This window comes from Paenibacillus camerounensis (genome assembly GCF_000723885.1).
Classification (GTDB): Bacteria; Bacillota; Bacilli; order Paenibacillales; family Paenibacillaceae; genus Paenibacillus_AQ; species Paenibacillus_AQ camerounensis.
In genome coordinates this window covers 92049-105212 of sequence record NZ_CCDG010000055.1, presented here as the reverse complement: position 1 = coordinate 105212, position 13164 = coordinate 92049, and the positions used below count along the sequence as shown (strand labels likewise).

Genomic DNA, 13164 nt, shown 5'->3' with positions numbered 1-13164 from the left:
GCTTTAACTATACCTCATGGAAGTTGACTACAGTACGTCAGGTTCATTGAGCACAGTAATTTCCATTCAAGCAAAACTGGAACAGTCCTCTGCGAAGCGTGTTGTTATAATGAAGGTACCGTACGGGAAAGGCTGGGTTGCTCAGTGAATTACAGTAAGGATATAGAGCGCTGCATTGACTATATTGAGGCGAATATTAAGGAAAACCTGGCTGCTGAGGAGATTGCCGCTGTAGCCGGCTATTCGCTGTATCATTTTTGCCGCGTATTCAGCCTGTGCAGGGAGATGACTGTGATGGAATATGTGCGCAGCCGGAAGCTGTCTTTGGCAGCGGTTGAGCTGTTCAGCGGGCGGAGTGTGACGGAGATTGCGCTGGATTACGGGTTCGAAACTCCGGGCGGCTTCACCAAAGCGTTCCGCAAAGCCTACGGCTACAATCCCTCGCAATATGCGGCGCGGATGGCCGGATATCTTCAGAAGGGTCCGGAATTTGAGCTCGGAGGGTATTTAATGAATCCTGTGTTTGTAAGAAAGCCCGCTTTTAAGGCGGCTGGCTACGGAATTGCGACGAATGTAACGGACAGCAGCTATACCAGGGATATTGCTTCTTTCTGGAGCCAGTATGAGGGCGAAAATCTGGAGGACCAAATGTACAGTCTCCTTAATCCGCCCAGACATGGCGAAGTGGGGCTGTGTGTGCCTGCTAACGGCGATGGCAATGCTGTGTACCTGCTGGGTGTCATTGTGGATGATTTCTCCAGAGTGACCCCGGATATGCTGACTGTGGAGGTGCCGGCTGCGGAGTATGCAGTGTTCACCACACCGCCGGTGGACGGGACCGCGGACGGTGACCCGGATGTATTCGTGCAGGTGATCAGGAGCACCTGGAAATACATTTTTGAGGAGTGGTTTCCGGCCAGCGGTTATGCGTTCGACGAGGATAAGCAGGACTTTGAATTTTATGATGAGCGCTGCCATTCCCGGGTGGATACGGTGATGGAGATCTACATTCCTGTTAGGGTGCGGGCGTGAAAATAGGGCTTTAACGTTATACTGATGCGGGTGCTGTAGATGCTGCGGTGTTAGTGCAGCTGTTGCTGGGCAAATACTGTCCAGGTGGAGGCGCTGTACGGCGGGGCAAATACTGTCCGGGTGAAGGAGCTGCACTGCGGGAATGTTTGGGCTTCCGGCCGCTGTTAAGGTTGGATTTCCTGCTCGGAATCCACGTGCTGGCGGTATTTGCAAACGTTTTTTCGTAAGATCATCTAATACCAATCATTCCCGGCGGACTCTATAATGGGTTAGAATGTATACCTATTGCCGAAAGGGATGTTCCGCAAATGCCATTAGTAGATATGCCGCTAGAACAGTTAAAGCAATACCAGGGGAGAAACCCGCGTCCGGCCGATTTCGACGCTTACTGGGAGCGTGCACTGGAGGAGCTTGCATCGGTGGAAACGCAGCTTGAGCTGATTCCGAGTGCTTTTCAGACGCCGCAGGCCGAATGCTTTGATCTGTATTTCACGGGAGTGCGCGGTGCGCGCATCCATGCCAAATACCTCCGTCCGAGAACGGTAAGTACGCCGCAGCCGGCGGTTCTGCAGTTCCACGGATATACCGGCGACTCCGGCGAGTGGCAGGATAAGCTGGCTTATGTCTCGCTGGGCTTTTCGGTGCTGGCACTGGACTGCCGCGGGCAGGGCGGTTTATCTGAGGATACGGGCGGTGTAAAAGGCAATACCCATAACGGGCATATTATCCGCGGACTGGATGATCACCCGGACAACCTGCTGTTCCGCCATATTTATCTGGACACTGTGCGGTTAGCGCAGATTGCGCTTGAACTGCCGGGAGTAGACCCGCAGCGTGTATACGCCATGGGCGGGTCACAGGGCGGAGCGCTTACTATCGCCTGTGCCGCACTTGAGCCGCGGATAAAAAAAGCCGCCACCACCTATCCGTTCCTGTGTGACTACAAACGTGTCTGGGAGATGGACCTGGACAAGGATGCATACCACGAGCTGAATATCTATTTCCGCAAGTTCGATCCGCTGCATGAGCGGGAGGACGAGGTTTTTGAGAAGCTGGGTTATATTGACCTGCAGCATCTGGCTTCCCGCATTCAGGGTGAGGTGCTGTTCTTCACCGGTCTGATGGATACCATCTGCCCGCCGTCCACCCAGTTCGCAGCCTATAACAAAATTACCGCTCCCAAGCAGCTGGTCGTGTATCCGGACTTCGGACATGAATATCTGCCGGGCGGCGGCGACCGTACCATGCAGTTTTTACTTGGGGAATAACCTAGTCATCTGCACAGGCTGAAAAGAGAAGGCACTATCAGCGGCGCTCGTATCGGAGTGCCGGCAGATAGTGCCTTCTTCATATCATATTACCACATTCCGCAGAGCCGGCTGCGGTTAGGCTGTCGTTTGGCTGCTTGAAGGAGCGCCTGCTTCCGGCAGAGATTCGCTGTGAAGACTCCGCTTGGGCCGGCCGCTCCATGTCAGATAAGTCCAGATGCGCAGGAGCTGTTCGACGGGACCGATACGGAAATATTCTAAATAATACGGGCTTAGCAATAACTGCGCAGCATAGACCACCAGAACGATCCCGATGCCTCCGAGTATGCCCGCCCTGCCGAACAGACCCAGCCCGTAGCCATAAAAGATAGTTGTGCAGATCACACTCTGCATCAAATAATTCGTCAGCGAAAGCCTGCCCACCGCTTCGAATTTGTACAGCAGGCCGGTCTTGGCAGGTCTCGTATACAGAAGAGCGAAGGCATAGATATAACCGAGTGCGAGCAGTGACCCGCCGGCCAGATCACCGATTCCCGCGCCGGGCAGGGATTCTCCTCCAAGCTGCTGAACCAGCACGCTATAGGCTTTGGTGAGCAGGCCTGCCGGAATTAGGATGAGTGTGCGCCGGAGATAAATGCTGCGTTTGGCTTGCGGGTTATCAAATATGCCGTTGCGGGCGGCACGCATGCCAAGAAGGAACAGCGGAGCAGTCAGCAATGGGGCCAATAGAGCTGCATATGCCATAATGTCGCTTTCCTCATCCGACAGCGCGTCGGTGTTGTTGCGGAACTGCATCATCTCTCCATAGCTTCCTGAACCATAAATATCAATGCTTTCTCGTATGTACTTTTGCGTATGCGGCGATGTCCCGGCAAGAGGGTCCTCCGGATCTTGCGGGATGATGCCCAGTATCCCCATTACCGACAGCAGCAGGACTGACCAGATTAGCAGCGTCCTCGGCTTCCGGTTCAGGAACAGCAGCAGGAAAAAGCCGGTTAGCCCATAAAAGGCCAGAATATCGCCTTCCCACAGTAAAATCGAATGCAGCAGCCCCAAGACCAGCAACAGAAGAAATCTGCGGGCCAGGTGGCTTTTTGGGCGGAGACCGCGTCCCTTTAGGCTTTCAGACAGCTTTACCATGCCGAACCCGAACATGAAGGCGAAGACAGGCATGAAGCTGCCGACGACCAAAATAAACAATAGAGAGCGTAACACGAGGTCCGTTCCCCCGATTCCAAACAGCTGCGGATCAGACTCCCCATACATACCGTACTGGAAGATCAGCATATTAGCCAGTATGATTCCCGATAAGCTAAACCCCCTTAGTCCGTCAATCAGATGGACACGTTGTTTGCTTAAATTCAATTCAATCACCTCTGGGTTCTATTATAGCTGTTATTAATATGAATAAAAGTTTTTTTATGGCATTAGATGGTGCGATGCTAATGCAGTATAAACACGTCTAGGCTGAAGTATGGCTTATGTCGTGGTGAGGGCTCACAGGGTCAGTTATTTTTGCACTATGCTATCCAGACGGAAATTACAAAAAGAGACCATCCCAACAAGGAGATGCTCTCTTGACAACATTCTCGTATTCGCTGAAAGACCTACATAAACTTCCGCTGCACCTTTTTCCCGTCATAAGTGAACAGGGCCTTTTTATCCTCCACGACAGTCTGTAAGTGAACATTGCGGCCCCAGAGGGAGTAGATGTGCGGAAGGGTGCGCTCCAGATATTTCAGATCCAGCTCAATGCTCTCGTAGCGGTGGGCGATCAGCAGCTCGCCGTTGCGTTCATAGTCGGCATCCTGGATGACGAGGTACGGGGAGCCGCCGTTGACCCTGGCAAGCACGAGCTGGTCGCGGACATTTTCCCAGGCTTTGTCGGTGATTTTCCACTCCGGGCCTTTTTTCTCGAACACGTATAGGTCGAGATCGTTAACCAGCTGCTTCGACAGGTAGCTGCGGATGAAGGAGATGTCGGAGTCGAGCTCGCGTACCTCGAACATTTTGTCACGGTCCCAGCGGCGCTCGATGTCCTCAAAGATTTTCAGTCCCAAATAATACGGATTCAGGCTCTGGCGCGACGGCTGCACGACGGACGAATTGAGCTTGGAGTACTCGATCGTCTCCTCCGAAGTCAGGTCCAGCTCGCGCATGATCCGCTGATGCCAGTAGGAAGCCCAGCCTTCGTTCATGATCTTCGTCTCCATCTGCGGCCAGAAATAGAGCATCTCGTCGCGCAGCATGGTCATAATATCGCGCTGCCAATCCTCAAGGCTAGTCGAATATTGCTGGATGAACCAGACGATATCCTTTTCCGGCTCAGGCGGGAAGGCCCGCTTGGCGGCAGCGTCCGGCTCCTGCGGACCGTCTTTGGCCTGATCGAGCTTCCACAGCTCGCTGTAAGCATTCTCTCCGGCGGAATTGCCGGACGGGCCCTTTTTGTTAGCTCTCATCTTGGCTTCCAGCAGATCGGTTTTGCCGAGCTTGCGCGGCTGGATCAGGCTGGGATCAATATGCTCCTGAATCGCCAGCACCGAGTCGATGAACCGCTCCACCCGGTCAATGCCGTAGGTCACCGTGTAACCGGCGATCCGGTCGGCTGTGGCAGACATGCTCTCGACCATATCCCGGTTAGACATGGAGAAGCGCATATTATTTTTGAAGAAATCGCAGTGAGCCAGAACGTGGGCAACGATCAGCTTATTCTGGATCAGGGAATTGCCGTCCAGCAGAAAGGCGTAGCAGGGGTTGGAGTTAATGACGAGCTCGTAGATTTTACTGAGGCCGAAGTCATACTGGGATTTCATTTTATGAAAGCTTTTCCCGAAGCTCCAGTGCCCGAACCGGGTAGGCATCCCGTAGGCCCCGAAGGTATAAATAATATCGGCAGGACATATCTCATACCGCATCGGGTAAAAGTCCAGCCCGAACCCGTTAGCAATCTCCGTAATCTCGGCAATCGACCGCTCCAGCGCCTTGATTTCATCTTCACTTGGCATGATTCTACTCTCCCTCCGGCTTGCTGTTCTTTTTATGTATATGGGCGGGAGGTGGAGAGTATGATGGGGGGGACATATAGATGTCGCTTTATACGAAGGAGAAACATTAAACATTACTACCGAGATCATCAAGAAGCTACAGTGCTGTTTTTTATCTAAAGTTGCACAGAAACGAACTCGTAAATATGTCTTGGGGAAAATTAGCGAACCGAAGATCCGTGAGAGGCTTGTTGAGATCGAAGCATAATATGACAGACAGTGCCTAATCTTTTCCGTTTGCCGAATACATAACAAGCTCCGCCAAATCCAGCACAATATTAGCTTTCATCAACAGATCTAGTCCCAGTAACCCGTTGATTGCAAGCTTCTCGTGAAGTAATCCAACATCCAGTTTATAATTCTCAATATGAAAGCTGCCCAGTTGAATTGAATCAGCAGTCCATCGACATAATCAATTTTCATGCTGTACGACACCCCGCAAGCCGCGTAGGGTACGTATTTCAACCTTCAATTCATCATTTGCCGTGTGGGATACGATCATCCCATCCTTAGATTGAAGTAATTCTTTGGTCGCTTCTTGCGGGTCCTGAATGGCACGGATTAGTGCGACTTCATCAACAAACTTAGTGTTACCTTCGGTATGTGACGCGAGAATTTGCAATTTGACGTATTGATTAGGATAAATCTTGCGTACCTCTTCCCATTGCATGGCCGGCACCTCCAGTTCAGTTTGTCCTTTTATTGTAGCAGATTATAGGCCATAAAAAAGCTCTTCAAAACGATCCTGCACCGTCCCTGGAGCTGAATTTTTTCCTGAGAAGAAACAAGAGTAGGAGCCAGATTGCGGATGAAGACGATTTTTTGATCAGTCAAATCATTGTCAAATACCCGGATGCTTTTGAATGCTGCCCGAGAATTCAGAGCTATCTGAAAAATCTGTATGAGATGAAGCTGACGACGGATGAAATGCCAAGAGCGATTCAAACAATTCCTGATGATACAGTTACTAAATCAGGTTACGGACTTCAAAAACATCAGCTTACCCATTACACTGGCAAGGCTATAAATCTTCCGAATGGGACCGATCTTAATACTATCACTGCAAATGGATTTTATGACGGGATTGTGCTGACTAATGCTCCAGTCTCAGGAAATATATGGTACTACATTGAAGTTCAGCAACACTCTGGAGGGGATACCTATGTCCTTCAGAAAGCTTCCTTATTGAGTGGAGGGTCTGGAGATCTACCAGTGACCTATCAAAGAGTAAAGAAGCAGGGTGGTTGGAGCAACTGGACAGAGCTTGAGGGATCTAATAAGAAGAATATAGCTAACGGGTATGCCGGGCTGGATGCTAATGCAGATGTTCTAGACGCTCAGATACCTCCAAGCGTTGCTCGTGTTGCTGATATGCTCTCAAATGCTGGAGGAGACTACACTGGACCTATGCGTAGAGTGTACTCAGGGCTGAGTGTGCAGAGGGATCTTGCAGCTCTCACTAACAGCTCTGCTAGCGTTACCGGAACGATTAAGATAACTCTTCCAGTCTCTTGGACAAACACGATGATGACCCTCAAAATTAAAGGGTTTGACTATGGTACACCAGGGGGAGCTTGGGAGATACTGCTTGGAGGCTATAACTTTTCTACTACACCTGGATGGGTGTATACTTCTGCGGTCGGTATGGGTGATATCCCATTCACTAATGTCAGATTTGCGCACGATGGTACGAAGTGCTGTATCTTGTTAGGAACGCTAAACCAGGTGTGGAAGTACCCTAAGGTAATAGTTGCTGAGATGATGTCTTCTCATAACTCTACAGGATTCGCTTCAGGATGGAGTGTTACTTTAGAGACTCTGGAAACTGGAATTACAGTGTCTTCGGATATTCCAGTAACAAATAACCCATACGCGCTTACTGGTACTACTGGGATGGGAAAAACGGGAAATCCGACAATCAGCCCAAATACGCTGCTTGAAACGGGTATGCATACTTTAACTTTTTCAAGCCCTGATCTTCCAATAGCAGGTTCGACAACAACAGTCATTGTCAAAAGATATAACTCAAGTTACATTACGCAGGACGCTGATGTTTACGCTACTGTCAATGGATTTACGACAATCAGAAAGTTCACGAGGGAAACAAGAAACAATGGAACTGACTGGTCCAGTTGGCGAGAGATAAGTATGAAGGCCTCCAACTTACCGAATAATGTAAATCTTAATTCGCTAATAGAAGGTGAATACTTTGCTGTAAGTAATGCCTCTGCAGCAACACATTTGAATATGCCTACTGATGTAGCAGGTATGTCCTATACAATTAAGGTTTCCCGAAATGTTGGAGATGGTCTTACGCAAGTCTTGACCACATATGTTGCTGCATCACCCAGGATATTTGTTCGAAACGCTTATAACGGCGTGTATGGTCCTTGGTACGAAATTGAAACTGCTCGAACCAAAAATACTGCCGGAGGATATGCAGGCCTTGATTCAAACGGGGACGTTCTACTTTCAGCAATACCAGATACAGTTCAGAAATTTTCCTTAACTCAAGACAATGGTAAGAATTTGATTCTTGAGTCGGGATACAATCTGAATAGCTTGGTCACTGCTGGATTTTATGACGGTGTGAATCTTGTGAATGCTCCAAACTCAACGAATTGGTGGCATATACAAGTTCAAGTTCATTCTGGTACAAATAACGGTAATGATTATATATCTCAGATAGCTATAAACCTTAATGCCTCGGGAACCCCGCATCATTTCATGAGAAGAAGAGTTAATAGTGCATGGGGTGCGTGGGTAGGCATCCCTAACAGCAGTATGTATAATGCTCCAAGCGGTATTGCTGGTTTAACAGCAGGAGGATTTTTACCGGATTCCATTCTTCCACAATCAGTTACAAGAAGAGTTAATCTGACAGGTAGTTTACAAACGACATCATATAGAAGGTCTGTCATAGCGCTTTGCGAGCTTACAAACACAAACCCTTCTGCAAGTTCGTTTAGTAACGGCTTATTGCTAATGAGAAGACATAACGGACTTAACGGACAGATAACTGCTATGATAGCGGCAGAAAAACGCTTCAACACCACTGCGATGAACTGGTCTTTGTTTAAAATAGGGGCATCATCTCAAGTGTTTAGACCGTGTACCTTCACATACAATGGTGTGAAATATGGCGGTATAGATGTATATATAACAGATGCAGAATACCAGACAATAAGCTTTAACGGGGATACAAATTTCAGTATCTTTGGTCTGGACTGGTATAACATTCAAAGTAGTACTGTTTTAAATGCGGAGATAAGCGGCTCGATAAGCTATGTCGAAGGAACCGATTATTTCTATTCTCCAGATATTCATTTCAACGGAGAAAATTTGAATACTAAATATTCAACATTAGCAGGGAAAACCTTGGCCGAAGTGGTACAGGGTTCTTTGTCGTACGCTGTTACCACTGGCACATATGCAGTACTTGCGGCCAGCTTAAACCCTGCGCCTGCTGCCCTGACTGTCGGGTTGCGTTTGACCATAAAAGCCCATATCGCCAGCCCTGGCCCGGCTACGCTTAATGTCAACGGCCTCGGAGCTAAATCAATCAAAAAGCCAAACGGCAATAATGCTGCTCTGGCTCTTGGCGGCGTCTATACGCTGGTTTATGACGGTTCAGTTTTTCAATTACAGGGTGAAGGGGGTGAGTATGGAACAGCAGGGGCAGCCCAGACGCTTGAGGGATATAACGTTGGGACTGAGAACGGGCTGGTAAATGGTAGCATGGCGAATAACGGTGCTGGTGGAACAGTGACGCCTACAGCATCGGCTCAGTCTAAGCCAGCAGGATACTATTCGTCGCCCATCACTATAGCGGCAGTATCAGCACCGGCCAATAAGATCTTATCTGACACAGCGATTGCCGGAGTGACAGGCACGGTACCTATTATCACTTCTGGTAGCGACCCTGCGCAGGGTGTGGGCTTATGGGCGGATGGAGGCTTGGCTGTTTATCCTTCTGAGGGATATAGAAAAGGGGGTGCGGGTGCCGGAGAAATAAAGGTATCAACAGCACAACTACAATCAGCTGAAGCAGACCTGATTGCTGCTAATATTCGTAGTGGTGTTAATGTCTTTGGTGTAGTAGGTACGCTGGTTGAAGGTAAGAGGTATGCGTCCAATGTAATTGTTTCGCCGCCGGCTAACTTGTCTGTTACCGGCCTCGGATTTACCGTTAGAATGGTATCCTTGAGTTTTAACCGTGGAAGTGATTATTATCAATATGTGGGCGTAGCGGGTGAATGGCTTTACCGGGTACGTTACAACAGTCCAACGGGTCAGCTACTGGAAACCGGGGCATTTACGAGCACGTGGCCTTCAGGTGGTTTTGCCATTAACACAAGCTTTACGGATATTTCCATGATTGCGTACGTTGCTTATGAATAGTAACAACCACAGTTTTTATTAATTTGAAAAAGGAGAATGGACATGCAAATCGGAATGAGGATTTATTATGACAAGGCAACCGGCAATGTAATCCATAACACCGGCGAGTACATCGGCAGAAGTTACACAGAGCCAACAGAGGATCAGGATTTTGTCACTATAAAGGAGCTGGCCCAGCGCGTCCGGGAGACAGTCGGAGTAATTAAGTTGCAATACGGCCAGCACTCCCGAGAGTTTGCGCAAGCCGAAAGCTACCGGGTAGATCCCGAGTCCGGCACGCTGGAGTTTACCTACCCCGGCCCGCAGCCGAATCCACTGGAAGGCAGACTGGAGATTGTTGAGGCTGGATCGGCTGACACTGCGCAGCAGCTTGCAGATGCACTTGCCCGGCTCAATGAGACAGAGGCACAGTTGTTGGACACTCAGGCCGCACTAGCAGAGAGCTACGAGGAGCTGCAAGAAGCCAAACGGGAGGCGGTTGAAGCTCAGGTCGGTCTTGCTGAGCTTTACGAGCTGGTACTTGCCGGACGGCAGCCTGCAGAGCAACCGGCGGATCAATCCGCAGAGGGAGGTGAAGAAGACAATGGCTAAAGTGTACGTAAACTTGATACGTAAAGGACTCAGAACGCTGGAACAGGTGCCGGAGGTTATCCGCCCGGACGTAGCTGCTCTCCTGGAAGTAGAATAGAGAATACAGGTAACGCCCAATGAGGCGTTTTTATTTTGCCCTCGGAGCTGATTCGGGGGCATTACTTTAGAGATAGAGGGGAGCGGGGGAATGGATAGCAATAGCGTTACAAACTTGGAAAAGCTGCTGCCGTTGGCTGAAAAATATGGTCTTGCCGTGTTGTTGGTATTTGTGCTGCTGATTGTTGTACTGATGCAATGGCGAGCTGTCATGAAGGGGGAGTTGGTGCCCCGTGAAATGCTGGACCGGGCGCTGGAGGACAATGACAGGCTGCAGGACATTCTTGACAAGGAGCGGGCAGCATTTATGCAGCCGACTCTTGAGGTGCTACAGCGCCTGAAGGTTGATCATGCAGCAGGCACTGGCGGCCAGGATGAGGAAAGGGGAGGATAACCGTGTTTGCTAAATGGATAAAACGTTTATCGCCCCAGCACAAAAAGAGAGAGAAGGAGCTGGCGCAGGCGTCCCGCAGGGTCGCATTTTCAATCAAGCGTTATAAGGATACCTCAAAGGAGATTCAGGAGGAAATTGCAAATAACGGATTTGCTCCATTCTTAATTTACGACAGGGGTGTTAAACATGGGGGGCATTGATATCTTGCTTTTAATTGCATATGGGGTTTCATTCATTTGTGCGCTGCTGCTGATAGCCGCGCTTTTTTTGTACTTCCGCAAAAGGTTCCGGGCCAGAGTGGTCAGCCTGTTTATGCTGGCGGCGTTCGCTTTCCTGGCAGCCTATACAGTCAAGATGGCTGTCGCCTTCTGGATTCGTTTCTCCAGCGTCACCGGCGCTGACTCTGTTTATGCTGCGCTCAAATCCAATGCCTGGGCCGTCGCTCAAACCGGCACAACCTTGGGGCTGCTGATCCTCACCGTGCTGATGTATACCCGCAGGCAGGATCTGTTCATGATCTTCCCGGCAGTAAAGGAGGATACCGACGATGTTAACGCTGGCTCAGGTAAAGCTTAAATCACAGGCCCGGCTTGTTGATCTGCACCCGGTGGTTGTGGCAGCTGCTGTGGCGCTTATTGAGCGCTCCTATGCTCAGGGTGTCCCAATCATCATTACACAGGGTTACCGGTCCAAGGCTGAGCAGGACGGGCTCTATGCGCAGGGACGCACGAAGCCGGGCGGCATCGTTACCAATGCCCGGGGCGGGTACAGTTACCATAATTACGGGCTGGCTGTCGATTTTGCACTGCTGCTGCCGGACGGATACAGTGCGTCCTGGGATATGAAGCGTGACGGCGACAAGGACGGCATTGCCGATTGGCAGGAGGTTGCACAGCAGGCTAAGGCGCTCGGGTTTGAATGGGGAGGAGACTGGACCAGTTTTAAGGACTATCCTCATTTTCAGATGAGCTTTGGTCTGTCGATTGCCAAGCTGCTGGCAGGAGCCCAGCCGACACCGGCGCAGACTACAGTTGCTTATGCCGTTATTGATAAATTAAATGAGGAGGCGGGCGAATTGTCCCAAGCAGAAAAACAGGAGTTGGCCGCGCTGCGGGCTGAGGTTAAGGACCTGAAGGAAGTTGTGGCCGGTCTGACCAAAAGCAAGGATGTGCTTAAACAAGCCGTACAAGAACAGGGAAGCAGTATGGGTAAGGTAGGCGAGCGGGTTAAGAAGCTGGAGGATAAAGCCGCGCTTGCTAAAATTCCGGATTGGGCGGCTCGATACGTTCAGGCTGCCTATGATGTCGGGTTGATCGACACGCCGGAAGGCGGCAGCTTTGACTTTTACCGGCTCATGAAGATATTGGGTCAAGCAGGTATCCTGCCTGCCGAAAAGGAGGGTTAAGGTGAATAAAGTGGATTGGAAAGCAAAGTTGTCCAGCCGTAAATTTTGGGCGCTGGTCGCTGCATTGGCTACCTCGATCTTAGGGGCAGTAGGTGCTTCAGATGATGCGGCGGTTAAGATTACAGGTATTATTGCAGCTGTAGGTGCCTGCGCCGTCTATATGCTGGCCGAAGCCATTACAGATGCTAATAAATCCGATAAAGAGTAAAATCCCAAACGCTTGGGAATATGAAAGCCCGTCAACCTTAACTGGTCGGCGGGCTTTTTTTCATGTAAACCTAATCTATCCGGTAAATAAATACAATAAACATTATTGTAACATTTGGATTTTGTTATTGATCAAACATGGTGTATGATTATGTTAACTTATTAGTGCGGTTCCCATCCAAGAGGGTGTTCTAATGCGCTGCGCTGAGCTGAGGCTGTAGGCATAGGAGCGCCATCATTGCATATTCTAAGTTAGAGAGGAGTGTTGTATGAAAAATGTTGACGAACTACATAATGACTATCGGGCGATTGAAGAGCGGGTATTGCATTTTATCAAAGGACATTCTAGTGTTGAGTACGTAAAGGATTCAGAAGAGGTTGTAGAGGGTGGAGCATTTACGTGGGCAGCCCTTAGTTCCGAAGATGAAATATTTCAAACGCAGCTGAGACTGGATTACGTTACACTTGCAGAATTAGCAAGACATCTGCTTGAACATTCGGAAAGCAAACACCTTTTGGATTTTGACCGGAGCAGCGAAACAGTACTGAGTTATATCCGGCAGGATTCTATGTTATGGATACCGTCTTTAGAGGCAGCAGCAGAAGCAGCTAAAACTGAAATGGATCTGCAGAGGTTTTTGCTTACTCAAGCTTAAATATACCAGTCCTGTCCTGATTATATGGGCAGGGCTTTTCTACGTATTAGCGGTTTGGTTTAAAAGCATG

The 13164-nt window shown here is 49.5% G+C and carries 14 protein-coding genes; 11 read left to right on the top strand and 3 right to left on the bottom strand.

Going from position 1 to position 13164, the window contains the following annotated elements:
* Window positions 1–144 precede the first annotated feature (144 nt).
* Complete coding sequence (locus BN3772_RS20585) at window positions 145–1032, top strand: AraC family transcriptional regulator (protein WP_042201854.1); 888 nt, start codon at window positions 145–147, stop codon at window positions 1030–1032.
* 308 nt (window positions 1033–1340) lie between these two features.
* A complete protein-coding gene (locus BN3772_RS20580; protein WP_042201853.1) occupies window positions 1341–2300 on the top strand; it encodes an alpha/beta fold hydrolase in 960 nt (319 codons plus the stop codon).
* Between the two features lie 117 nt (window positions 2301–2417).
* Here the strand turns inward: BN3772_RS20580 and BN3772_RS20575 are convergent, their stop codons facing one another.
* The 3 genes from BN3772_RS20575 to BN3772_RS20565 form a co-directional block, all read right to left on the bottom strand.
* Window positions 2418–3674 carry a DUF418 domain-containing protein gene (locus BN3772_RS20575; protein WP_341872585.1) on the bottom strand — a complete coding sequence of 419 codons (1257 nt, stop codon included), beginning with the start codon at window positions 3672–3674 and terminating at the stop codon, window positions 2418–2420.
* A 233-nt stretch (window positions 3675–3907) separates the two neighbouring features.
* Window positions 3908–5305, bottom strand: a complete 1398-nt coding sequence (locus tag BN3772_RS20570) for a SpoVR family protein (RefSeq protein WP_042201851.1) — start codon at window positions 5303–5305, stop codon at window positions 3908–3910.
* A 451-nt stretch (window positions 5306–5756) separates the two neighbouring features.
* On the bottom strand, window positions 5757–6014 hold the full coding sequence (locus BN3772_RS20565) for a hypothetical protein (RefSeq protein ID WP_042201848.1): 258 nt from the start codon (window positions 6012–6014) through the stop codon (window positions 5757–5759).
* A gap of 152 nt (window positions 6015–6166) precedes the next feature.
* Here BN3772_RS20565 and BN3772_RS20560 point away from each other — a divergent pair, with 152 nt between their 5' ends.
* The 9 genes from BN3772_RS20560 to BN3772_RS20525 all read left to right on the top strand — a co-directional run bounded on the left by BN3772_RS20560 (window position 6167) and on the right by BN3772_RS20525 (window position 13094).
* Complete coding sequence (locus tag BN3772_RS20560) at window positions 6167–9745, top strand: pyocin knob domain-containing protein (protein ID WP_052380620.1); 3579 nt, start codon at window positions 6167–6169, stop codon at window positions 9743–9745.
* Between the two features lie 42 nt (window positions 9746–9787).
* Complete coding sequence (locus BN3772_RS20555) at window positions 9788–10336, top strand: hypothetical protein (protein WP_052380619.1); 549 nt, start codon at window positions 9788–9790, stop codon at window positions 10334–10336.
* Entirely contained in the window at window positions 10329–10433 is a 105-nt protein-coding gene (locus BN3772_RS31075; protein WP_209443683.1) for a CD1375 family protein, read from the top strand. Before BN3772_RS20555 ends, BN3772_RS31075 begins: the two co-directional genes overlap by 8 nt.
* A 90-nt stretch (window positions 10434–10523) precedes the next feature.
* Window positions 10524–10826, top strand: a complete 303-nt coding sequence (locus tag BN3772_RS20550; RefSeq protein WP_042201846.1) for a hypothetical protein — start codon at window positions 10524–10526, stop codon at window positions 10824–10826.
* Between the two features lie 2 nt (window positions 10827–10828).
* Window positions 10829–11026: a hypothetical protein gene (locus BN3772_RS20545; RefSeq protein WP_042201844.1), complete on the top strand. Its 198-nt coding sequence runs from the start codon at window positions 10829–10831 to the stop codon at window positions 11024–11026.
* Window positions 11027–11030: 4 nt separating this feature from the next.
* A complete protein-coding gene (locus tag BN3772_RS20540; RefSeq protein WP_157643631.1) occupies window positions 11031–11402 on the top strand; it encodes a hypothetical protein in 372 nt (123 codons plus the stop codon).
* Window positions 11374–12231, top strand: a complete 858-nt coding sequence (locus BN3772_RS20535; protein ID WP_042201842.1) for a M15 family metallopeptidase — start codon at window positions 11374–11376, stop codon at window positions 12229–12231. Before BN3772_RS20540 ends, BN3772_RS20535 begins: the two co-directional genes overlap by 29 nt.
* A gap of 1 nt (window position 12232) precedes the next feature.
* Window positions 12233–12439, top strand: coding sequence for a hypothetical protein (locus BN3772_RS20530; RefSeq protein ID WP_042201840.1), 207 nt, complete (start codon window positions 12233–12235; stop codon window positions 12437–12439).
* Window positions 12440–12707: 268 nt separating this feature from the next.
* Complete coding sequence (locus tag BN3772_RS20525) at window positions 12708–13094, top strand: hypothetical protein (protein ID WP_042201838.1); 387 nt, start codon at window positions 12708–12710, stop codon at window positions 13092–13094.
* Window positions 13095–13164: the final 70 nt, after the last annotated feature.

Bases quoted from the DNA above. Each gene is read 5' to 3' on its own strand.
- BN3772_RS20580 (WP_042201853.1), top strand. From the start codon at position 1,341: ATGCCATTAGTAGATATGCCGCTAGAACAGTTAAAGCAATACCAGGGG.
- BN3772_RS20570 (WP_042201851.1), bottom strand. From the start codon at position 5,305: ATGCCAAGTGAAGATGAAATCAAGGCGCTGGAGCGGTCGATTGCCGAG.
- BN3772_RS20565 (WP_042201848.1), bottom strand. From the start codon at position 6,014: ATGCAATGGGAAGAGGTACGCAAGATTTATCCTAATCAATACGTCAAA.
- BN3772_RS20555 (WP_052380619.1), top strand. From the start codon at position 9,788: ATGCAAATCGGAATGAGGATTTATTATGACAAGGCAACCGGCAATGTA.
- BN3772_RS31075 (WP_209443683.1), top strand. From the start codon at position 10,329: ATGGCTAAAGTGTACGTAAACTTGATACGTAAAGGACTCAGAACGCTG.
- BN3772_RS20550 (WP_042201846.1), top strand. From the start codon at position 10,524: ATGGATAGCAATAGCGTTACAAACTTGGAAAAGCTGCTGCCGTTGGCT.
- BN3772_RS20535 (WP_042201842.1), top strand. From the start codon at position 11,374: ATGTTAACGCTGGCTCAGGTAAAGCTTAAATCACAGGCCCGGCTTGTT.
- BN3772_RS20525 (WP_042201838.1), top strand. From the start codon at position 12,708: ATGAAAAATGTTGACGAACTACATAATGACTATCGGGCGATTGAAGAG.